We start from the raw sequence: 21568 nt of genomic DNA on the forward strand, positions 1-21568 counted from the left end.
GTGCCAATGAACGACTCGAAACACCTGTCGGTGTTGCGCAACAGCGGGCTGAACTACCTGGGGCAGGCCTATGCCGTGCTGGTGGGCATCCTGATCCTGCCGTTCTACCTGGGGCACCTGGGCGCCGAGGCCTACGGCCTGATCGGATTCTTCGCCGTTTTGCAGGCCTGGCTGCAGCTGCTCGACGCCGGAATGTCGCCCGCCCTGGTCCGGCAGGTGGCGCACTACCGGGGCCAGCAGGTACTGTCGCCGCCTGCCGACGAATCCGGCCGGCTGCTGCGCTCATTCGAGATCCTGTTCCTGCCGATCGCCCTGTCCACCTGGCTGGCCATCGGTCTGTCCAGCCGCTGGATTGCCGAACACTGGCTGCAGGCGCAGGAACTGGACACCGCGACCATCGCCCAATGCGTCGGGCTGATGGGCCTGATGGTTGCCCTGCGGCTCTACGCAACCCTGTACAAGAGCGGCCTGCAGGGCCTGGAGCAGCATGGCTGGATCAACGGTGCGAACATCCTCATCGCCACCCTGCGCTATTTCGGCGGCCTGCTGCTGGTCGCCGAGATCAGCCAGGACCCGCTGGATTTCTTCCGCTTCCAGGTTGCCGTCGCCGTTGTCGAGACGCTGCTCTTCGCCACTCGCGCCTATCGGCAACTGCTCGGCCGACGCTGGTTGACGGGCTTCGACTGGCGCGTGGTGCGCCCGGTACTGCCGTTCGCGGCCGGCATCTCGCTGACCTCGGTGCTCTGGGTCGTGCTGACCCAGCTGGACAAGGTGCTGCTGTCCAAAGAGCTGCTGCTCGAGGAGTACGGCTACTTCTCACTGGTGGCGCTGATCTGCAACGGCCTGCTGACGCTGATCAACCCGCTGGTGCAGGCGCTGCTGCCGCGCATGACCGTGATGCTGGCCGAACAGCGTGTCGACGAAATGCACGCGCTGTACCTCAACGCCACCCGCTTCGTCTGCAGCGTGCTGTTCCCGCTGGCCGCGGTGATCGCCTTCCATGCCCGCGAGCTGGTGCTGGCCTGGACCGGGGACGCCGCCGCCGCCGACTGGAGCCAGACCATTCTGGCCTGGTACGCGCTGGGCAGTGCCGTGATGGCGGTCGGCACCTTCCAGTTCTTCCTGCAGTACGCCTACGGGCAGCTGCGCATGCACGTCTGGTACAGCCTGGTCTCCACGGCGCTGAGCATTCCACTGGTGGTCTGGGCGGTGTTCGCCCATGGCGCACTGGGCGCCGCGCTCACCTGGTTCGCGCTGCGCCTGCTGGCGTTCTTCATCTGGCCGGCCGTGGTCCATCGGCGCTTCGCGCCAGGCCTGCACACCACCTGGATGAAGGATGTGCTGCGCATCAGCGCGATGACCGCACTGGGCCTGTTGCTGGGCGAGCCGCTGTTCGCACTGCTGGCCGATGACGACCGCCTGCACACGCTGCTGGCGCTGTCGGTCAGCGGCAGCCTCTGCCTGCTGCTGGTCGCGGCGAGCTTCGCTCCGCTGCGCCACCGCCTCTACCTGACATTCACCAGACCGAGCGTATGACGAATGGAATCGATCGACGAAAACACGCTGCTGGCACGCTGGAATGGCCAGACCGCCCCGCTGCTGAGCATCGTCTGCCTGACTTACAACCACGCGGCCTTCATCCGTCAGGCGCTGGATGGCTTCCTCATGCAGGAAACCCGCTTTCCGTTCGAGATCATCGTGCATGACGATGCGTCTACGGACGAAACGCCCACGATCATCGCCGAGTATGCCGCGCGCTTCCCGACGATCATCAAGCCCATCCTCCAGCAGCAGAACCAGTTTTCCCTTGGCGTGCCCTTCGCCACCGGCCTGTTCGCCCGCGCCGCGGGGCAATACATCGCCTACTGCGAAGGCGACGATTACTGGACCGACCCGCGCAAACTGCAGATCCAGGTGGACTTCCTCGAAGCCCACCGTGACTACGTGATGACCTATCACGATGCGTTCATGTTCAACAGCCAGGGCGTGCTCAAGACGCCCCAGCTCACCGGCCGCCTGCGCGGCGACGCCAGCGCCGGCGAGCTGATGCGTGCGCGACATGTATCGACCCTGACGACCTGCTTTCGCAACCTCATCCACGAACTGCCGGCCGAACTGCACGACGTGCATGTACTGGACATCTGCTGGTGGTCGCTGCTCGGCGCGCACGGCAAGGGCAAGTTCATCGCCGAGATCGCCCCGGCGGCCTATCGCGTCCACGAGGGCGGCATCTTCTCGATGCGCAGCAGCAAACAGCGCATCCGCATGTCGCTGCATGCGTACTACAGCCTGGCCCGCTACTACCAGCGCATCGGCAACCAGGAGCTCCACGAATATTTCCTCACCCAGGTCATCACCCATTCGCTCGCCCTCCTCTCGCCTGCGCGAAAGGCCCGCGCGCTGCTCGACGCGGCGCGCAACACCGCCACCAACCTGCTGCGCCGGCTCAGCCCTGGCACGGCACAAGGCTGACACCCCAAGGACTGCCGCCCCCGGCCCAACCCCTGCAAGGACGAATCCATGACAGCTCTGACTCGCTCTCCGCTGGATTACGAAACCGACAATCGGATCGATCTGGCGCAAATCGCGCGTACCGCCTTTGACCACAAGCTGCTGATCGGCAGCATCACCGGTCTGTTCACCGCACTCGGCATCGTCTACGCCATCCTGGCCACGCCGGTGTACGAAGCCAGCGGCATGATCCAGATCGAAACGAAAAAGGTCGGCATCACCGCCCAGCCGGAGATCATCCCGCGGCCCGATTCGGTCTCGCAGGCGATGACCGAGATCTCGCTGCTCAAGTCGCGGGCCGTACTCGGCAAGGCGGTGGAAAACCTCAAGTTGTACATCACCGCCGAACCCAGGCAGGTGCCGCTGATCGGCGGCTACCTGTCGCGCCATCACGACCCGCTCGAAGACGGCCCGCTGGCCAAGGCACCGCTGGGCCTGGACGCCTTCGCCTGGGGTGGCGAGAAGATCGACGTGTTCCAGCTCGACGTGCCCGACGCTTACTACGGCGAAGAGCTGACGCTCGTCGCCGGCCGCGACGGGGCCTTCAGCCTGTACGACGAGGACGACGAGTTCCTGCTGCGCGGCAATGTCGGCCAGAGCGTGCACAACGCCGGCTTCACGGTGCAGGTCGCCGCGCTCGAGGCCCGCCCGGGCACCGAGTTCGACCTCATGCGCGAACGCCCGCAAACCACCGCGTTGAAATACCAGAAGCGCCTGAAGGTCAGCGAAGCCGGCAAGGACTCGGGAATCATGCAACTCAGCCTGCGCGACCCGGACCCGGATCGCGCCAACCGCATCCTCGATGAAATCAGCCGCCTCTACGTGCGCCAGAACGTCGAGCGCAGCTCGGCCGAAGCCGCACAGCGCCTGGACTTCCTGCGCTCGCAGCTGCCGGTGGTGCGCGCCGAGCTGGAAAAGGCCGAGGCGGCGCTGAACGACTACCAGACCAGCTCCAAGTCGGTGGACATCAGCATCGAGACCAAGGCCGTGCTCGACCAGATCGTCGCGCTCGACGCGGTGCTGTCGGAGCACAACCTCAAGCGGGTCGAATACAACCGCCTGTACACGCCCGAACACCCCATCTTCCAGACCCTGATGAAGCAGATCGCCCAGCTGCAGGCGCAGAAGGCCCAGCTGCTGAAGAAGGTCGACGCCCTGCCGGAAACACAGCAGGAGCTGCTGCGCCTCAAGCGCGACGTCGAAGTGACGACCCAGACCTATACGCTGCTGATGAACCAGGCCCAGGAGCAGGACGTGCTGCGCGCCGGCACCATCGGCAACGTGCGGGTCATCGACACGGCCTACGCGCCCGTGGAAAAACCGGCGCGACCGATCCGCCCGCTGGTCGTGGCCATCGCCCTGCTGCTCGGCCTGTTCGTCTCGGCGCTGGTGGTTCTGGTACGCCAGGCGTTCTACCGCGGCGTGGAAAGCCCGGACGCCATCGAAAAGCTCGGCCTGCCGGTGTACGCCGCCACGCCCTTCTCCGTGCAGCAGCAACAGGCGCGCCGGCAGCGCAAAGGGCGGGCGCAACTGCTCGGCATCGGCAGCCCCGACGACCTGGCCATCGAATCCATGCGCAGCCTGCGCACCAGCCTCAAGTTCGCCATGCTCGAAGCGCGCAACCCTGTGCTGACCATCACCAGCCCGACCCCGGGCGTGGGCAAGTCCTTTGTCTCGGCGAACCTCGCCTGCGTCGTCGCGCAGGCCGGGCAGCGCGTCCTGTTGATCGACGCCGACATGCGCCGCGGCTTCCTGCACCGGGCGTTCGGCCTGGAGCCCACGCGCGGGCTGTCCGAGGCGCTGGCCTCCGGGCTGGCGCTGTCGCAGGTGGTCAGCCAGACCGAACAGCCCAACCTGCACCTGCTCGGCTGCGGCTTCGCCGCACCCAACCCATCGGAACTGTTGATGCACCAGAACTTCGCCCGCCTGCTGAAGGAGGCCGAAGCCTTCTATGACCTGATCATCGTCGATACGCCGCCGGTACTGGCGGTCACCGACGCGGTCCTGGTCGCGCAACTGGCCGGCACCACGCTGCTGGTGACCCGTTTCGGCCTGAGCACGGCCGCCCAGATCGAGGCGGCCAAGCGGCGGCTCAGCCAGAACGGCGTACTGGTCAAGGGGGCCATCCTCAACGGGGTCAAGCGGCGCGCGTCGAACTCGGCGTTCGATACCGGCGCTTACGGTTACTACAGCTATGCTCAGAAAGCCTGACCAAGGAGCGGACATGTTCAGAACCATCGGAATGATGCAGCCGTACCTGTTCCCTTACCTCGGCTACTTTCAGTTGATCGCCGCCTCCGACGCCTTCGTGCTCGGCGACAACCTGCAGTATTCCAAGGGCTCGTGGGTCAATCGCAACCGGGTGCTCTGCCAGGGCCAACCCAAGCTGTTCAGCTTCGGCCTGCAGAAGGCCAGCATCGAAACGCCGATCAACGAGCGTTATCTGAGCGAGCACTTCGCGCATGAAGCGGCGAGCTTTCTGCGCCTGCTGCGCAATGCCTACGCGCGCGCGCCGCACCGCGATGCGGTGGTCGAACAGGTCGAGCGGATACTGGCCTTCACCGAACCCAACCTGGCGCTGTTCGCGGAAAACTCGATCCGCGAGATCTGCCGCTACCTGGACATCCGCACGCCGATCCATCGCGCATCGGAATTCGACCTGCCGCCACCGACCGACAAGCAGGACCGCGTCGTGCAGCTCATGCATCGCCTTCGCGGCGACCTCTACCTGAACCCGATCGGCGGGATGGAGCTGTACAGCCCCGCCCATTTTCGCCGGCACGGCCTGCTGCTGCGCTTTCTGAAGATGGACGACATCACCTACCCGCAGCTGGGCCATCCGTTCGTGCCGGCGCTGTCGATCATCGATGTGCTGATGTTCAACAGCCGCCAGGAGATCCAGCGGCTGTTACCCCGCTTTACCGCGCTCGAAGGGCGCGAGACCGAACCGGAGGGCCGCGTGGCCTGAATGTTGCCAACGTCAAGGCAAGGACGCCGTATCACACGGAGAAGGACGACCATGACCGCCACCGCACAACCCCGCTGGTATCTGGTGCAGACCAGGCCGCGACAGGAGGCTCGCGCCGAGGAAAACCTCCAGCGCCAGGCATTCGAGTGCTACCGACCGCTCATCGAGCGTGGCCAGGGCAGCAGCGAGCCGCTGTTTCCCGGCTATCTGTTCATCCGTCTCGATCACCTGCAGGACAACTGGTATCCGATCCGCTCCACGCGCGGCGTTGCGCGGATCGTCGCGTTCGGCGGCCAGCCGACCCCGGTGCAGGATGCGCTGATCGGCGAGCTGCGCGAGCGCGTCGAGCGGCATGCACGGCAACGCACCCCGGCGGCGTTCAAGGCCGGCGATCGCGTACAGGTCAGCGGCGACAGCTTTCACGACCTCGAAGCGATCTTCGTCGCCCCCGACGGTGAGCAGCGTTCGGTGATCCTGCTGAATCTGCTGCAACGACAACAGAAAGTCCGCGTGCCCAACCATTTCCTGCATTCGAGCGCCTAGCCCGGCTGCCCTCGCACGCCGGCCCCTGGCGCACCATGAGTAGCGCGACATGAAAATCCTCATTCTCAATACGCTTTATGCCCCGCACATCGGCGGCGGCGCCGAAATCGTGGTGCGCCAGCTGGCCGAGGGCCTGCAGCGCCGGGGCTGCGGTGTCTGCGTGCTGGCGACCTGCCCGACACCGGGGTTGCACGCGGGCACCGAGGGCGACGTGCGCGTCTACCGCGCCGGCCTGGAGAACCTCTACTGGCACTACACGCAGAAGCGCCCCAACCGTCTTGCCCGGCTGCGCTGGCACTACCTGGACCGCTACAACTCGCGCATGCGCCAGCACCTGCGCCAGGTGCTCGAACTGGAGCGGCCGGACATCGTGCTCAGCAACAACCTCACCGGCTGGTCGGTGTCGGCCTGGGACGAGATCAGCGCCGCGGGCCTGCCGATCGTCCAGGTGCTGCACGATCACTACCTGCTCTGCCCGAAGGACACCATGTTCGCCAACGGCCACTCCTGTGCCCGCCAGTGCCTGACCTGCAGGGCGCTGCGCCTGGGCCACATGCAGGCCTCGGCCCAGGTGGCCGCGGTGATCGCGGTCAGCCAGGCGCTGCTCGAGCGGGTCTGCGCGCACGGCTATTTCGAGAACGCGCAGCGCCACGTGGTGCACAACCGCGCCCGGCCGCCGGCCGTCGTGGCCAGCGAACCGCGCGCCGACGGCCCGTTGCGTTTCGGCTACATCGGCACCCTGTCGCCGAACAAGGGTGTCGGCTGGCTGCTGCAACAGTTCAACGAGCTGGGTATCGACGCGCGCCTGGTGATCGCCGGGCGCGGCAAGCTCGACTACGAAGCCGAGCTCAAGGCGCTCGCCGATCCGGCCAAGGTGAGCTTCGTCGGCTATCGCGACAGCGCCAGCTTCCTGCAGGGCATCGACGTGCTGGTGGTGCCTTCGCTGTGGGAAGAACCCTTCGGGCTGGTCGCCGTGGAGGCCTGCGCCAGTGGCGTGCCGGTGATCGCCACGCGGCGCGGCGGCCTGCCGGAGATCGTCGTCGATCAGCTCAACGGGCTGCTCTGCGACCCGGACGAACCCAACTCGCTGGCCATCGCCATGCTCTGGCTGTACCTCGACGCCGACTTGCGGGCGCGGCTGGCCAGCCAGGCGCGCGAGAGCGTGCTGCCGCTGCTGGACACCGAACGCATGCTCGACGAGTACCAAGACATCCTGCTGCGCACACTTCAAGGAACGAGTGCCCGCCATGAATCAGAGCCCTCCACTGAGCCACAGCCCAGCCCAGCCGAACCCGCTGGCGTTCGACAAGTCGAGCCTGTACACCTTGATCGCTGCGTCGTTGCTGCTGACTGAAACCTTTTCCGGCGCGCTGCGTTACTACCTGGACATGGCCGGGGTGTCCTGGCTGTTGTACCTGCCCAAGCTCGCCTGCCTGGCGGCCATCGCCGTCGAGCTGCCGAGCTACCGGGCCAACCCGTTGCTGTGGCTGGCGCTGCTTGGCCTGCTGCTCTCGACGCAGCTGGCCATGCTGCACGGGGCGGACATCCGCAACCTGGGTTTCGCCCTGTTCATGTACCTGCCGCTGCTGTTCGGCCTGTTCTGCGGGCGCCACCTCGAGACACGCCTGAAGCTGCTGGTGCGGGTGATCGGCTTCTGCCTGCTGGCCTCGTTCGTCGGCATCGCGCTCGATCTGTTCACCAGCGTGCCCTGGAAGGGCTACAGCTACCTGCTGGGTAATGTCGAGCTGAGCGGCAACCGTTCCTGGGGCATGGAGGACATCGACCGGATCGGCGGTTTCGCCAGGATGTCCACCAGCCTGTCGGTCATGATCGCCATGTACAGCCTGTTCCTCGCCGCCTTCACCCGCTCACGGCTGGCGCGGCTGCTGCTTTATGCGGCTTCGCTGGCGGCAATCGTGCTGAGCACCAACAAATCGACCATGGCGGCCTATGTGCTGACCCTGCTGATGCTGGTGATCGCCGCCTATCGCTTCGCCAGCGCCTCGGCCTTTCTGTTCGCCGTGCTCGGCGGTATCGCCCTGCCGTTCGCCAGCCTGGTGCTGAACCTTGAACCCCATACGGCCGCCAGTCGCAGCATGCTGGCTTCCTTTGCCGATCGGCTGGTCAACAGCTGGCCGAACTTCATCGCCGAGCTGGTCGGCTCGGGCTGGGGCTGGCTGGGCGCAGGCTTCGGCGCGGTCGGCAGTGGCGCGGCGACCTTTCCCATTCCCGGCATCGAGCTGCTGGCAATCGCCGACAATACCGCGCTCTACCTCTGGGGCATGCTCGGGGTGTTCGGCATCGGCCTGTACCTGCTGCAGTTCGGCCTGCTGCTACGCCTGCAGGCGCGCGATACACGGCTGCGCAATGCGCTGCTTGGCTGCGCCTATTGCGTATGCCTGATCGGCTGGGCCACCGACATCCCTGAAGTCACGGTCGCCACCCTGTTCCTCGGGCTCGCCGCCGCGCATGCCTTGGCCCCCACCCGCACAGGGCTGCGCCTGGGGACGCTGCCGGCCGCGGCGCAGTGGCAGGGAGAGCGCTCATGAGCACCCGGTTCAACCCGCTGTTGCTGGCAGCCGCGCTGAGCCTGGCGCCGATGGCGCTGGCGCAGGACGCCTTCATCGTCGGCGTCTGTTCGCACGAGTTGCACCGTGGCCAGCCGGACAGCCCGGCCAACCGCCTGATGCAGCGCGCCGGCATCGAGTCGGTGCGCACCGATGCGCACTGGGCGTTCGTCGAGCGCCAGCGCGACCAACTGGAAATCGAGCGCCACTGGTATCGCTACCTCGAAGACACCCAGGCCAGCGGGCTGCAGAGCCTGTTCATCCTCGGCTATGGCAATTCCTTTCATGCCGAGGGCCAGAAGCCACGCAGCGAACCGGTGCGCGCCGCGTTCAATCGTTACGTGGGCTTCGTCGGCGAGGCGCTCAAGGGGCAGGTGAGCTTCTACGAGGTGTGGAACGAATGGGACGTCGAAGACCCGGTCAGCCCCGCCTTCACCGAGGACTATGCGCGGCTCGTCGCCGATGCTGCCGGCATCATCCGCGAGCGTGATCCACAGGCCAGAGTGCTGGCCGGCGCGGTCACCAGCCAGGGCATCGAAAGCGGCTTTGCCCGCCGCCTGATCGACAACGGTGTGCTCAACAGCGTGGACGGGCTGTCGCTGCATCCCTACGTGCACTGCCGCGGCCGTGGGCGCAACACGCCAGAGGCCTGGATCGACTGGCTCGACGACGTCGACCGCGAGCTGACCCTCGCCGCCGGCCGGCCGGTGCCGCTGTACCTCACCGAGATGGCCTGGCCGTCGCACCAGGGTGCCTGCGGCGTTGACGAACAGACCCAGGCAGCCTACCTGGCGCGCAGCTTCTTCCTCGCGCGCACGCTGCCGAGCATCCGCGGCATGTGGTGGTACGACCTGCGCAACGACGGCACCGACCGCCGCGAGCGCGAGCACAACTTCGGCCTGTTGCGCCACGACTACCAGCCCAAGCCGGCCTACCGCGTGCTCACCGCCATCAGCCCCATCGTGCGCGACTACGAATACCTCGGCCAGGAGCGGCGCCGCAGCCGGGACGTGTTTCTGCTGCGCTTCCGCCACGAGGGTGACGAGGTGCTGGTCGGCTGGAGCGCCGGTGAGCCTACCAGCCTGTTGCTCGAAGCGCCGGCGGCACGCCGCGGACGGTTGCAACTGATCGACACCGCGCAGCCGCTGCTCGGCCGCCACAGCGGGCAGGCGCAATGGAACTGCCCAGCGGACGGCGGCGCCTGCTCGGTCAAGGTCGAGCTCGGCGCCTTTCCGAAGGTGTTCAGCCTGAATCCGCTAGCGGAAGGCGGCGAATAGGACCGGTATGGAGGTGGCACAGGGACGTGCCGCCACCATAAAAAACGACAGGGAGTAGACGAGATGATCGTCATCAACGCGCGTTTTCTCACCCAGCAGACCCGCGGGGTGCAACGCTTCGCCGAACAGATCAGCCTGGAGCTCGCCAGCCTGCGTGACGACCTGGTATTCGTCACGCCGGCCAACATCACCCGGCACGAGACCGCCGAGCGGCTCAACGCCCGCGTCATCGGCCACAACCGCGGCCACCTCTGGGAACAGCTCGACCTGCCGTTGTGGCTGTTGCGCAACGGCCGCCCGCCCCTGGTCTCGCTGTGCAACACCGCGCCGCTGGCCTATGCCAACCAGATCGTCACGCACCACGACATCACCTACGTGCGCTACCCGGAGAGCTACTCGCGCGCCTTTCGCCTGCTCTACTGCAACATCATGCCGCTGCTGCTGCGGCGCACCCGCGCGCTGATGACCGTCAGCGAGTTCTCCCGCGAGGAGATCAGCGCCCACTACGGCTACCCGTTCGACAAGATCAGCATCGTGCCCAACGCCGTGGCCGAGGCCTTCCGGCCGTTCTGTGCCAGTGGCTGCCACGAACCCACGCCCTACCTGCTGGCCGTGTCCTCGCACAACGCGCACAAGAACTTCGCACGCATGGTCAACGCGTTTCTCAGCCTGCAGGGCTTCGACGATGTGCAATTGCACATCGTCGGCGACGCCCATGGCGTGTTTGCCGGCCTGAACGCCGACCTGACGCAGCATCCACGCATCCGCCTGCTCGGCCGGCTGACCGATGAGGAGCTGGTCGAGCAGTACCAGGGCGCGACCGCATTCGTCTTCCCTTCGCTGTACGAGGGTTTCGGCATACCGCCGCTCGAAGCACAGGCCTGCGACTGCCCGGTGATCGCCGCCAACAGCGCGTCGATCCCCGAAGTGCTTGGCCGCAGCGCGCTGTATTTCGACCCGCTGAACCTGAGCTCGATGGCCCTGGCCATGCGTCGCATCCTGGAGAACGCCGAGCTGCGCAACGACCTGCGCGTACTGGGGCGTGCCAACGTTGCCCGCTTCGCCTGGAAGAGCTCGGCGCTGAAGGTTTCCGACCTGATCGACCAGGTGCTGACCGGCAAGCGCAGCCCCCGCCAGCTGGTAGGCCTGAGCGCCACCCGCCACTGACCGTCCGCGCCCGGCAGCGTGGTGCGGCGAGCGCAAGCACGCCGCACCGCCCCTTGCCGTGCGTCCAACAGCCACCCACCAGGACCTGCCCATGAAAATAGCGATCATCCACGACTGGCTGGTGACCTTTGCCGGTGCCGAGCGGGTACTGCAAGCGCTGCTCGAAGTGTTTCCCGAGGCCGATCTGTTCGCCGTGATCGACTTTCTCTCCGACGAGGACCGCGCGCGCCTGGGCGGCAAGCGCGCCACCACCAGCTTCATCCAGCAGTTGCCGAAGGCGCGCACGCATTACCAGAAGTACCTGCCGCTGATGCCGCTGGCCATCGAACAGCTGGACATGTCGCCCTACGACCTGGTGATCTCCAGCAGCCATGCCGTGGCCAAGGGCGTGCTCACCGGGCCGAACCAGCTGCACATCAGCTACGTGCATTCGCCGATCCGCTACGCCTGGGACCTGCAGCACCAGTACCTGCACGAGGCCCACCTGGAGCGCGGCCTGAAGGCCAAGCTGGCGCGCACCCTGCTGCACTACATGCGCCTGTGGGACCAGCGCACCGCCAGTGGTGTCGACGAATTCATCGCCAACTCGCATTTCATCGCCCGGCGCATCAACAAGAGCTACCGGCGCAGCTCCACGGTGATCTACCCGCCGGTCGATACCAGCGCCTTCGCACTGCATGAAGCCAAGGAAGACTTCTACCTGACCGCCTCGCGCATGGTGCCCTACAAGAAGATTCCGCTGATCGTCGAAGCCTTCGCGGCGATGCCCGACAAACGCCTGGTGGTGATCGGTGCCGGCCCGGAGCTGGAGCGGGCCCGCGCGGCAGCCGGGCCCAACGTGACGTTGCTGGGCTACCAGCCGTTCGAGGTGTTGCTCGACCACATGCAGCGTGCGCGCGCCTTTGTCTTCGCCGCCGAAGAGGACTTCGGCATCGCCCCCATCGAGGCACAGGCCTGCGGCACCCCGGTGATCGCCTTTGCCCGCGGGGGCGTGCTGGAAACCGTGCGCGGGCTCGAGCACGAGCAGCCGACCGGGGTGTTCTACGCCGAGCAGAGCCAGGCCTCGATCATCGCCGGGGTCGAGCTGTTCGAGCGCGAGCAGGGCCGGATCACGCCGCAGGCCTGCCGACGCAGTGCCGAGCGTTTCGCCGCCGAGCGCTTCAAGGAAGAAATCCGCCTGTTCGTCGAGATGCGTCTGCGCGAGGCATCTCTGCAGGATGTTCAAACGGGGAGCGCCAGCCGCCTGGTCTCCCCGATCTATAGCGCTGCCAGACACGCCTGACGGATCGGGCACAGCATGGGAGGACTCAAGGATGAACCGCATATCGCAACGAACCCGGCCCGTCGGGCTGATCGCCATCGGACTTCTGTTCGGCCAGTTCGCCCTGGCCGATCCGCCACCGCCCACCGCACCCTGCCTGCAGGCAGCGCCGGCCACGGCGCGCTACCTGGGCGCCCCGCCGCCCAGTTGCCAGCCCGCGGCCGGGCAACCAAGAACCGTTCAGCCGCCACAGCCGACGCAGCGGGTGATCGCCGAACCGACCGCCGAGCAGGTACTGCCCAGGCCGGTGGATACGCGCCGGTATTCGTTCTGATCCGCGAGACCAAACCATGAGCAACGATCGCGCGCCCAAAGCCTCGACGATCCTGGCCGACGGCTACTCCTATGTCGAAATATTCCACGAACCGGCCGACGCCGACGGCCACCCCCCCGTCGTGCCACGCATGGTGTTCCACGCGTTGCTCAGCCCCGCCCGCCCCGACGACGACCCGTCGCCACAGGCCACGCGCGAGTCCGCGCCGTCATGAGCGGCGCGGCGGCCCTGGCACAGCGGTCAACGGCGTCACCCGCCATCGAGGATGTCATGCAAGGCACCACCACCATTGTCACGGTCACCTACGGCGACCGCCTGCGTTATCTGGAACAACTGGTCGAGCGCGCGCTGGGTTTCGCCGCCATCGACCGGGTGCTGATCGTCAGCAACGCCTCGACCGCGCCGCTGGCGCGCCTCGTCGAGCGCGCGCCCGGGCGCGTCGAACTGCTCGAACTGGGGCGCAACACCGGCTCGGCCAACGGCTACGCCGAAGGCATCGAGGCCGCGCTGGCCAGCGGCGCCGAGTACATCTGGCTGATGGATGACGACAACGCGCCAACCGCCGCCGCGGTCGACATCCTCCACCGCGAACTCGCGCGCCTGGGCCAGGCGCAGGGGCTGGACAAGGTCGCGGTGCTCGGCTTCCGGCCCACGCAGCAGGCCGACATCGCCCAGGGCGTACCGGCGCGCTTCGTCCGCCAGCCGCGCTCGAGCGCCTTCGGCTTCCATATCGCGCAGGTGCCCTACAAGTTCTGGCGCCGGCTGCCGTGGGGCCGGCCGACCGGGCACGCGCCACAGGCAATCGCCCTGCCGTTCGCCCCCTATGGCGGCATGCTCGCCCACCGCAGCCTCTACCAGCGCATCGGCGTACCGCTGCGCGAACTGGTGCTGTATGCCGACGACACCGAGTACACCCGGCGCATCAGTGCCAACGGCGGCTCGCTGTACCTGTTCAGCGAGGCGCTGATCGACGAGCTGGAGCTGTCGTGGAACATCAAGGCGCGCACCCGCAACATCTTCGAGGCCTTCCTGCTCGGCGACTCGGACTTCCGTGCCTACTACAGCGCGCGCAACCAGGCCTGGTTCGACGCCCACGTCTGGGCCGAATCGCCCTGGCTCTACCGCCTCAACCGCGCCGTCTTCCTGCTGCTGTTGCGCTGGGTCGCCCATCGCCACCACGCCGGCGAGCGGCTGCAACTGATCGAGCGGGCGATTCGTGACGGCGAAGGGCGCCAGCTGGGCGTCAGCACCACCTTTCCGCTGCGCTGAGGGAGGCCTGCGCCATGAGTGAGAAAAGCCTGCAACGCGGCGGCAACAACTTCGACTGCCTGCGCCTGCTCGCCGCCTCGATGGTGGTGATCGGGCACAGCTACTGGCTGACCGGCCAGGCCGAGCGCGAGCCGATCCGACGCTTTTCCGGCGGCTACGACATGGCCGACGTGGCGGTGCATGTGTTCTTCGTGATGAGCGGCTACCTGATTGCCGCGTCCTGGCTGCACAGCCGCAGCCTGATCGAGTTCGCCGGCAAACGCGCGCTGCGGATCTTTCCTGCCCTGCTGGTTTCCACACTGTTCGCCCTGCTGGTGGTCGGCCCGCTGGCCACCGAGCTGCCACTGCGCGACTACCTGCGGCACGAGCTCACCACCGGCTACCTGGCCAACATGCTGCTGGTGACGCGCTTTCACCTGCCTGGCGTGTTCGCCGCCAACCCCTTTCCCGATACGGTCAACGGTTCGCTCTGGACCTTGCCATTCGAGGTCGGCATGTACGCGACCCTACTGACGCTCGGCCTGTTCGGCCTGCTGCGCCGGCGCGTAGTCCTGCCGCTGCTGGGGCTGCTGTTCGTCGTGCATTTCCTCGCCATCGATCGGCTGGGCCTGACGAGCGAGGTGCTGTTCAAGTTCACCCGCCTGGGGCTGTTCTTTCTCGCCGGGGCCGCGCTCTACCTCTATCGCGCGCAAGTCCCCTGGACCTGGAAGCTGGCGCTGCCCCTGCTCGTCCTGAGCCTGGTCACCGGCGGCAGTACGCTGTGGAACCCGGTGCAGGTGCTGACCCTGCCCTACCTCACGCTCTACCTCGCCCAGCGCCCGCTGCCGGTGCTGTCGAACATCGGCCGGCACGGCGACTTCTCCTATGGCCTGTACATCTTCAGCTTTCCGACGCAGCAGCTGATCGTGCACTGGACGCAGGGGCAGATCGGCCTGGGCAGCATGATCGCCGTGAGCCTCCTGGCCAGCCTGGCGCTGGCCTGGCTGTCCTGGCACCTGGTCGAAGCGCCCGCCCTGGCGCTCAAGCGCTACCTGCCCCGCCCGCCCAGCTCACCGCTGCCGGCCGGCAGCGATCGGGCGGTTCAGTGAACCGTGGAGGCGGCCAGCCCGTCGCGCTGCAGTTCCATTTCACGCAGCAGGCGCAGCTGGCGGACCCGCTCGAGGTTTTCCGCCGCCGTGGCGTAGTGCGAAGGCGATAGCTCCAGCGCGCTGCGAAAGAACTGCTCGGCCTGGTCCAGCCGGCCCTCGACCAGGCAGATGTAGCCCACGTCATTGCTCGCCTGGGCCCGGCTGCCGCCACGCTCGAAAACTGCGATCGCTTCCTCGTAGCGCCCGCTGCGCGCCAGCAGCAGGCCGAAGTTGCGTAGCAGCGGCGAATACCCGGGCGACAGGTCGATGGCGCGGCGGTAGAGCCGCTCGGCCGCGTCCCACTGGCCGGCGAGGTAGTACGAATAGGCCTGGCTGTTGTTCACCAGCGGCGAGCGCGGGTCGATCCGCAGGGCCAGGCGGTAATAGCCCTCGGCCTCGGCGAACGACGACCCCAGGTCCGCCAGCACCCCCATCGCGTTGTACAGGCGCACCGGCGAAGCGCGGTCCACGCTCAGCTCGCCCGGCTGCAGCGCGCCTGCGCCCAGCGCTTTGCCCAGGCGCTGCTGATCCAGCGTCACCGCCCGCTCGAGCGCGGTGCGGGCCTGGCCCAGGTCGCGCTGTTCGAGGCGCAGCAAACCCAGTTCGGCCAGCGCCTCGATGTCATCCGGGGTCGCGGCGAGCACCTCGTTCAAGGCCATCTCGGCCAGCTGCAGGTTGCCCCGCTCGCGGTGGATCCGGCCGATCGCCACCAGTGCGGCGTAATGCTTGGGCTCGAGCTCGAGCGTACGCAGGTAGAGGTACAGCGCCTGGTCGAGATCACCCGCGCGGTAGGCGGCGTCGGCCATCAGCATCGCCTGGTTGGCGCTGCCGGCCTGCTTTCTCACCTGATAGAGCACCGAATTGTCACCCGAGTAGACCGAGCGCACGCCCTGCTGCGTCGGCTCGAAACTCTGACAACCGGCGAGCACGCCGGTCGCCGCCACCAGTAATGCGAGCTTGTTCATGTCACAGCCTCCCGAAGGCCTTGAGTACACCCACGATGGCCGGCCCGATGGCCACCAGGAAAAAACTCGGCCAGAGACAGAAGATCAGCGGGAAGACCAGCTTGGTGCCGATCTTCGCCGCCTGCTCTTCGGCCGCCTGGGTACGACGATCACGAAACTCCTCGGCATAGATGCGCAGCGTGTCCGCCACGCTGCTGCCGAAGCGGATGCTCTGCGCCAGCAGGCTGATCAGCCCGCCGATGTCCTCCAGCCCGGTCCGTTCGGCGAGTTTGCGCAGCGCATCGGCACTGCTGATGCCGGCGCGGATCTCGGCATTGACCAGCGCCAGCTCCTCGGCCAGTTCGCCATGGCTGACCGAGAGTTCCTCGGCCACGCGCTCGATGGCATGCGGCAAGGCCAGCCCTGACTCGACGCAGACGACCATCAGGTCCAGCGCATCGGGAAATGCCCTGCGCAGCCGGGCGATCCGCGCGGCCCGGCGCTTCTCCACCACCAGCGCCGGCAACAGCCAGCCGACGCCCGCCAGCACCGCCGCCAGCAACGCGACGTGCTTGAGGGCCAGACCGCTGAGCAGCGGCAGCAACAGCACCGCGGCGCTGCCCAGGCCGAGCGGCAGCAGCAGGCGCAAGGCCCAGTAGAGCTGCGGCGCGGACACCGAACGGTAGCCGGCCTGGATCAGCTGCAGCCGCGTCGCACTCGGCGCCGCCTGGTCACCACTGACGAAGCGCTGGCCGAGCCGCGCCAGCAGCAGTTGCACCCCGCCCGGCGGCTGGCTGGCGACGGCCGCACCGGCCTGGCCGCGGCCGATGGCGTGCAGGCGCCGGCGCACCGGGTCCTGCAAGCCGATGACCACCAGCCCCAGGGCGATCATGACCAGCACCAGGCTGACGCCCACCGCGGCGCTGAAGATCAGGCGCACCAGGCGCTCGTCCTTGACGGTTTCGCCGATCAGGCTCAGCAGATAGTCCATGATCCGTCTCCTCGAGGCGCTACACTTGGATGCGCACGATCCGGCGTATCCAGAAGATCCCCAGCAGCATGCCGACGAAGGCCGCCAGGGCCAGCTTGCGCCCCAGGGGTTCGTTGATCAGCATCGGCAGGTAGCCGGGCGTGGTCAGCATGATTCCGGCGGCGAGCACGAAGGGCACCGAGACCAGCACCCAGGCCGACATGCGCCCCTCGGCCGACAGCGTGCGCACCTTGCGCTGGAAGCGGAAGCGCTCGCGCACCAGCCGGCTCAGGCGCTCGAGCACCTCGGTGAGGTTGCCGCCGGTGTCGCGGTGAATCAGGATCGAGGTCACCAGCAGCATGACCGTCATGCTTGGCATGCGCTCGAGCAGCCCGAGCATCGCGCGGCGCACGTCATTGCCGTAGGCGATGTCGGCAAAGGCCAGATCGAACTCCTCGGCCACCGGCCCCTTCTGCTCCTCGGCGACCAGGCGCAGGGTCTCGTTGAACGGGTGGCCGGCGCGCATGGCCCGGCACATGGCGTCCAGCGCATCGGGCAGGCCCTCCTCGAACTGCGCGAAGCGACGCGCACGCGCACTGACGATGCGCAGGATCGGCAGCCCGCTCGCCAGCAGGCCGAGGCCCAGCGCCAGCCATGCCAGCTTCGTCACCACCCACACCAGCATTGCCGTGACCAGCCCCAGGAGCAGGCCGAGCAGGACCACCCGGTACGCCAGGTGACGGCGCCCGGCCTGTTCGATGGTCCGCCCGAGGCGCTCCATGCCCGGCAGCTGCTCGAGCCAGGCCTCCAGCGGCGAGAGGCGCTTGAGGTACTTCTGCCGCAACAGCACCTGCATGCTCTGCCCGTCACCGCTCTGCTCGAGCAGACGCAGGCGCTGGCGAATCCGCTTGCGCACCTGCCCCGCTTCACCGAACACCGGGATCGTCAGGCCCTGGCTGAGCAGGAATACCGCCAGAAACACCATGCCGAGAAAGATCAGCAGAAAGTCGCCGGATAGCGCGTTCATGACTGCAAGGCCTCCATCCAGTCCGGCCGGAACAGGCCCAGCGGCAGCTCGATGCCGCGCTTGCTCAGCCCGTCGCGGAACACCGGCACCATGCCGCTCGGGCGATAGTCGCCGAGCACCTCGCCGGCCTCGCCGATGCCGCGGCGCTCGAAACTGAAGATCTCGGTCATGGTGATGATGTCGCCTTCCATGCCGTTGATTTCCTGCACGCTGACCAGCCGCCGGCGGCCGTCCTCCTGCCGCTCGAGCTGCACCACCACGTCGATGGCCGAGGCGATCTGCTGGCGCAGCGCCTTCATCGGAAAGGTCGCGCCGGTCATCGACACCATGTTCTCGATGCGGCCCAGCGCATCGCGCGGGCTGTTGGCATGCACCGTGGTCAGCGAGCCATCGTGGCCGGTGTTCATCGCGGCCAGCATGTCCAGCGCCTCGCCGCCGCGCACCTCGCCGATGACGATGCGGTCCGGGCGCATGCGCAGCGCGTTGCGCACCAGCTCGCGCTGGTTGATCTCGCCACGCCCCTCGATGTTCGCCGGGCGCGTTTCCAGCCGCACCACATGCGGCTGCTGCAACTGCAGCTCGGCCGAGTCCTCGATGGTGACGATCCGCTCGTTGTGCCCGATGAAGCTCGACAACACGTTGAGCAGGGTCGTCTTGCCGGTGCCGGTGCCGCCGGAGACCAGCACGTTGAGCCGGCCGCGCACGATGGCCTTGAGTACCAGCGCGATGGCCGGCGTCAGCGTCCCCATCTGCACCAGCGCATCGGCGTTGAGCAGGTCGACGGCGAAGCGGCGGATCGACAGGCTCGGCCCGTCGATGGCCAGTGGTGGAATGATCGCGTTGACCCGCGAACCGTCCTTCAGCCGGGCGTCGACCAGCGGCGAGGACTCGTCGATGCGCCGGCCCAGCGAGGACACGATGCGGTCGATGATGTTGAGCAGATGCCGGTCGTCGCGAAAGCGCACATCGGTGCGCTGCAGTTTGCCGTGGCGCTCGACGTATACCGAGGCGTGGCCGTTGACCAGGATGTCCGACACGCTCGGGTCGGCCAGCAGCGGCTCGAGCGGGCCGAGGCCGAGCACCTCGTCGGTGATCTGGCGAATGATCGCCTGGCGCACCGCCACGCTGACCGGCGCGTTCTGCTCGTCGAGCAGCCGCTGGCAGATGTCGCGGATCTGCCGGCTCGCCTCGTCCGGCTCCAGCGAGTCGAGCAGCGACAGGTCCATGACCTTCAGCAGCAGCTGGTAGATGCGCTCGCGCCACTCGCACTCCAGCCCGCCGAGCTGGCTGCGCGTCTCGTAACGGTCCTCGGGGGCCTCGGCTTCCCAGGGCATGCCAAGCGTGGCGACAAGCGCCTCGGGCGGCGTCGCCGCGGCTTCGGTCGTGGGTCGTGCGCGCTGCAGGCGGCTGCGAAATTCGCTCAACATGGTCTATCCCCCGAACAGTCGGCCAATGGTGCGTTTGAACAGGCCCGGATCGCGCCGCTGCTCGCCGACCAGTTGCTGGCCGAGCTGGCGCAGCCCGCGCGTGATGCCGGCGCGCGGCGCCTGCAACTCCAGCGGAATGCCGGCGTTCTGGCATTCGCTGACGGTGGCGTAGTCGTTGGGCAGGGTCAGCACGCGTTCGCAGCGCAGGGCCTCGACGATGTCGCGCGTGCTGACCGGCGCGGATTTCTCGTAGCGGTTGACCACCACCTCGATGCGCCCGGCCTGCACCCCGAGGTCATCGCGCAGGATGCGCCACAGGCGCGCGGCGTCCTTCAGATGGCCGACGCTCTGCTGCAGCACCAGGTAGATGCGATCGGCCTTTTCCAGGGTGACGCCGGTCAGGTGGTCGATGTGCCGCGGCAGGTCGACCACTGTCCAGTCATAGCTGGTGCGCGCCAGGTCGAGCAGCGCTTCGAGCTGCTCCAGGCGCACGTCCTGGCTCAGGCACAGCTCGCCGGTGCGCACGCCGAGCACATCCAGCGTCGCGCTGAAATGGTTGCAGAAGCCGTGCAGCGCCACGCCGTCGAGGCTGTCGACGCGCTGCAGGACCTCCACCGGGCCGTGCGCGGGGTTGACGTCGAACGCGTGGGCGACGCTGCCGAATTGCAGGTCCATGTCCAGCAGCAGGGTTTTGCCACCCTGCACGCTGAGCTGGTGCGCCAGGTTGCAGGCGATCAGCGTCGCGCCGGCACCGCCCTTGGCGTTGATCACCGCCACCAGCCGTCCGCCTTCAGTCGCGCTGCTGCGTGCCTCGGCCACCTGCCGCAGCAGCGCCGCGCGCAGCTCGCCCGGCGCGACCGGCTCGGGGAGAAAATCCCTTGCCCCGGCCTGCATCGCCAGGCGCACCGCCTCACGGTTGTCCAGCGGCCCGCAGATCAACAGTGCGGGGCGCTGGCCACGCTCGCGTTGCAGCAGCGCGCCCAGCTCGTCGCGCCACAGCTGGCTGAGATGCAGCACCAGCACGTCCGGCAGCGGGTCGACGTTGTACAGCGGATCGGTATGACCGTTGCTGACCAGGCGGGTCGCCACACGGTAGTCGGGCAGGCCCTGCACCATGCTCCTGAAACCGGCGAGCGCATCGGCGTCGCGCCCGCAGAACAGCAGTTGCAGGGCCTGCGTCTCGGCCCGGGTCGGGGCGTCGCTGTCGACGAGTTTCAGCATGGCGTTATCTCCGGTACTTCATTGGGATCGGGTTGGCGGCCCAGGCTTTCCCGGGGCAGGATCGACTCGAACACCGGCAGGGTGAGCCCCGTCTGCATGCCTGGAATCAACAGGTCGAAGACGAAGCCCTCGATGCGCAGGCGCACATAGCGGATCTGCGCAAAGCCGCTTGCCAGCCCCGGGCCGGCGATCTCCGCACCATTGCCGTCGAGGTAGGCCAGGCTCAGCTGCGAGCCGTCCAGGCCGCCGATCAGACGGCTGGCACCGTCATCGTCGGCCTCGTTGAACATCGCCCGACGCAGTACGCGTGCATCCTGGATGTCGCACACCGCAGCCAGTCGCGCACCGCGGCGGACCGACTCGTTCAGCGCATTGACGGTAAAGGCCAGGCGCCCCAGTTCGAGCACGCCGAACAGGGTGACGAACAGCAGCAGGCCGACGATGGCGAACTCCACGACGTAGGCGCCGCGCATCCGTTTGGCGTTCATCACAGAGCCCTCATCACGGTGCTCGCCTGCAGCGTCAACTGCAGCGGAATGGCCTCGCCGATCAGTGCCGGCAGCTCGGTGCCGATAACCGGCTGGTAGAGGTAGCGCAGGGTCACGCGCACGTGCTGGCTGCCCACCGCGGCAATCTCGACCGCGCTGTCGTCGAGCCCCTCGAGCCGGGGCTGGCCGCCGGCCGCGGGCGAGCCATAGAGGGCGAGGTTGCGCGTTTGCCCGGTCAGCTCGGCGTTGAGGTCCAGCTGGCCGAGGGTGCGGTTCCAGGCGTGCGCCGAGAGGTAGCGGCTCGAGTCGCGGCTGGCCTGCACCAGGGTGTTGTACTGCAAGAGCAGGCGGCCCAGCTCACCGACGGTCAGCAGCAACAGCAGCAACAGCGGCAGGGCAATGGCGAACTCCACCATGGCCAGGCCTTGCTGGCTTTTGCGCGAGCGATAAAGAGGCGCTCTCATGCT

Annotated in this window: 21 protein-coding genes; 14 read left to right on the top strand and 7 right to left on the bottom strand. The window is 67.5% G+C overall.

The genetic code is table 11. The features are described from left to right. The first annotated feature begins 6 nt into the window (after positions 1 to 6). From AC0KXH_RS11375 to AC0KXH_RS11440, 14 genes are all read left to right on the top strand, one after another. Positions 7 to 1536 carry a lipopolysaccharide biosynthesis protein gene (locus tag AC0KXH_RS11375; RefSeq protein WP_488223425.1) on the top strand — a complete coding sequence of 510 codons (1530 nt, stop codon included), beginning with the start codon at positions 7 to 9 and terminating at the stop codon, positions 1534 to 1536. A 3-nt stretch (positions 1537 to 1539) separates the two neighbouring features. Beyond that, the gene (locus AC0KXH_RS11380; protein ID WP_061338993.1) at positions 1540 to 2472 is read left to right on the top strand and encodes a glycosyltransferase family 2 protein; all 933 of its coding nucleotides are present in this window, start codon (positions 1540 to 1542) and stop codon (positions 2470 to 2472) included. 48 nt (positions 2473 to 2520) lie between these two features. Then, on the top strand, positions 2521 to 4722 hold the full coding sequence (locus AC0KXH_RS11385) for a polysaccharide biosynthesis tyrosine autokinase (protein WP_043220738.1): 2202 nt from the start codon (positions 2521 to 2523) through the stop codon (positions 4720 to 4722). 13 nt (positions 4723 to 4735) lie between these two features. Further along, positions 4736 to 5479 carry a WbqC family protein gene (locus tag AC0KXH_RS11390; RefSeq protein WP_488223426.1) on the top strand — a complete coding sequence of 248 codons (744 nt, stop codon included), beginning with the start codon at positions 4736 to 4738 and terminating at the stop codon, positions 5477 to 5479. Positions 5480 to 5530: 51 nt separating this feature from the next. Further along, positions 5531 to 6022 (top strand): transcription/translation regulatory transformer protein RfaH, encoded by a 492-nt coding sequence (gene rfaH / locus AC0KXH_RS11395; RefSeq protein WP_043220748.1) that lies wholly within the window; start codon positions 5531 to 5533, stop codon positions 6020 to 6022. Positions 6023 to 6071: 49 nt separating this feature from the next. Beyond that, the gene (locus tag AC0KXH_RS11400; RefSeq protein ID WP_488223427.1) at positions 6072 to 7376 is read left to right on the top strand and encodes a glycosyltransferase family 4 protein; all 1305 of its coding nucleotides are present in this window, start codon (positions 6072 to 6074) and stop codon (positions 7374 to 7376) included. After that, the gene (locus AC0KXH_RS11405; RefSeq protein ID WP_488223428.1) at positions 7270 to 8571 is read left to right on the top strand and encodes a hypothetical protein; all 1302 of its coding nucleotides are present in this window, start codon (positions 7270 to 7272) and stop codon (positions 8569 to 8571) included. Before AC0KXH_RS11400 ends, AC0KXH_RS11405 begins: the two co-directional genes overlap by 107 nt. Beyond that, on the top strand, positions 8568 to 9866 hold the full coding sequence (locus tag AC0KXH_RS11410) for a hypothetical protein (protein WP_488223429.1): 1299 nt from the start codon (positions 8568 to 8570) through the stop codon (positions 9864 to 9866). Before AC0KXH_RS11405 ends, AC0KXH_RS11410 begins: the two co-directional genes overlap by 4 nt. Before the next feature lie 63 nt (positions 9867 to 9929). Then, entirely contained in the window at positions 9930 to 11033 is a 1104-nt protein-coding gene (locus tag AC0KXH_RS11415) for a glycosyltransferase family 4 protein (RefSeq protein ID WP_488223430.1), read from the top strand. Positions 11034 to 11124: 91 nt separating this feature from the next. Further along, positions 11125 to 12315, top strand: coding sequence for a glycosyltransferase family 4 protein (locus tag AC0KXH_RS11420; protein ID WP_043220755.1), 1191 nt, complete (start codon positions 11125 to 11127; stop codon positions 12313 to 12315). Positions 12316 to 12346: 31 nt separating this feature from the next. Beyond that, positions 12347 to 12628 carry a hypothetical protein gene (locus AC0KXH_RS11425; RefSeq protein ID WP_061340486.1) on the top strand — a complete coding sequence of 94 codons (282 nt, stop codon included), beginning with the start codon at positions 12347 to 12349 and terminating at the stop codon, positions 12626 to 12628. A 16-nt stretch (positions 12629 to 12644) separates the two neighbouring features. Further along, on the top strand, positions 12645 to 12842 hold the full coding sequence (locus AC0KXH_RS11430; RefSeq protein ID WP_200628810.1) for a hypothetical protein: 198 nt from the start codon (positions 12645 to 12647) through the stop codon (positions 12840 to 12842). Between the two features lie 56 nt (positions 12843 to 12898). Then, complete coding sequence (locus AC0KXH_RS11435) at positions 12899 to 13897, top strand: glycosyltransferase (RefSeq protein ID WP_278471465.1); 999 nt, start codon at positions 12899 to 12901, stop codon at positions 13895 to 13897. A gap of 14 nt (positions 13898 to 13911) precedes the next feature. Then, positions 13912 to 14985 (top strand): acyltransferase family protein, encoded by a 1074-nt coding sequence (locus AC0KXH_RS11440; protein WP_488223431.1) that lies wholly within the window; start codon positions 13912 to 13914, stop codon positions 14983 to 14985. On the opposite strand, the gene AC0KXH_RS11445 is transcribed toward AC0KXH_RS11440, so the two are convergent. Genes AC0KXH_RS11445 through AC0KXH_RS11475 form a run of 7 tightly spaced genes read right to left on the bottom strand, consistent with a single transcriptional unit; the run spans position 14979 to position 21565 of the window. After that, positions 14979 to 15989, bottom strand: a complete 1011-nt coding sequence (locus tag AC0KXH_RS11445) for a tetratricopeptide repeat protein (protein ID WP_488223432.1) — start codon at positions 15987 to 15989, stop codon at positions 14979 to 14981. The genes AC0KXH_RS11440 and AC0KXH_RS11445 overlap by 7 nt on opposite strands. A gap of 1 nt (position 15990) precedes the next feature. Beyond that, the gene (locus tag AC0KXH_RS11450) at positions 15991 to 16959 is read right to left on the bottom strand and encodes a type II secretion system F family protein (RefSeq protein WP_488223433.1); all 969 of its coding nucleotides are present in this window, start codon (positions 16957 to 16959) and stop codon (positions 15991 to 15993) included. A gap of 19 nt (positions 16960 to 16978) precedes the next feature. Beyond that, complete coding sequence (locus AC0KXH_RS11455) at positions 16979 to 17965, bottom strand: type II secretion system F family protein (protein WP_224110050.1); 987 nt, start codon at positions 17963 to 17965, stop codon at positions 16979 to 16981. Then, on the bottom strand, positions 17962 to 19392 hold the full coding sequence (locus tag AC0KXH_RS11460) for a TadA family conjugal transfer-associated ATPase (protein WP_041104842.1): 1431 nt from the start codon (positions 19390 to 19392) through the stop codon (positions 17962 to 17964). Before AC0KXH_RS11460 ends, AC0KXH_RS11455 begins: the two co-directional genes overlap by 4 nt. Positions 19393 to 19395: 3 nt before the next feature. Next, the gene (locus AC0KXH_RS11465; protein ID WP_200291866.1) at positions 19396 to 20613 is read right to left on the bottom strand and encodes an AAA family ATPase; all 1218 of its coding nucleotides are present in this window, start codon (positions 20611 to 20613) and stop codon (positions 19396 to 19398) included. Then, positions 20607 to 21101: a TadE/TadG family type IV pilus assembly protein gene (locus tag AC0KXH_RS11470; protein ID WP_041104838.1), complete on the bottom strand. Its 495-nt coding sequence runs from the start codon at positions 21099 to 21101 to the stop codon at positions 20607 to 20609. Before AC0KXH_RS11470 ends, AC0KXH_RS11465 begins: the two co-directional genes overlap by 7 nt. Beyond that, complete coding sequence (locus AC0KXH_RS11475; protein WP_488223434.1) at positions 21101 to 21565, bottom strand: TadE/TadG family type IV pilus assembly protein; 465 nt, start codon at positions 21563 to 21565, stop codon at positions 21101 to 21103. Before AC0KXH_RS11475 ends, AC0KXH_RS11470 begins: the two co-directional genes overlap by 1 nt. Positions 21566 to 21568: the final 3 nt, after the last annotated feature.

It is taken from the genome of Stutzerimonas sp. CXK-1, from assembly GCF_057738225.1.